This window comes from Agathobaculum sp. TL06 (assembly GCF_054658635.1).
Genome location: NZ_BAAGGY010000099.1, coordinates 1 through 255 on the forward strand (window position 1 = coordinate 1; position 255 = coordinate 255).

Here is a 255-nt window from a genome sequence, read left to right on the forward strand (position 1 = left end):
TCGGTCGTGTCAAAGTGGCCGTTGGACGGGATGGTGAACTTCTTGCCCGGGTAACGGCGGGCCAGAATATTGCGGACAATCTCCATCAGCACGGACTCCGCCGCGCGGCCCTGCTGGATGATAAAGGCGTTCGGACGCTCCATCTGCTTGGCGCCGCCGTTGAACAGCCCGCCCTCGTACTCGCACAGGTATACCTCGTTCATCATCTTCTCTACGTCGCGGCAGTCCGTGCGCACCAGGTCGATGATCTTCTTC

General features: G+C 60.4%; 1 pseudogene. It reads right to left on the reverse strand.

Annotated features, from left to right (window positions below):
* Positions 1-255, reverse strand: a pseudogene (locus ACYQ3S_RS15800) (tryptophanase); the annotation flags it as partial.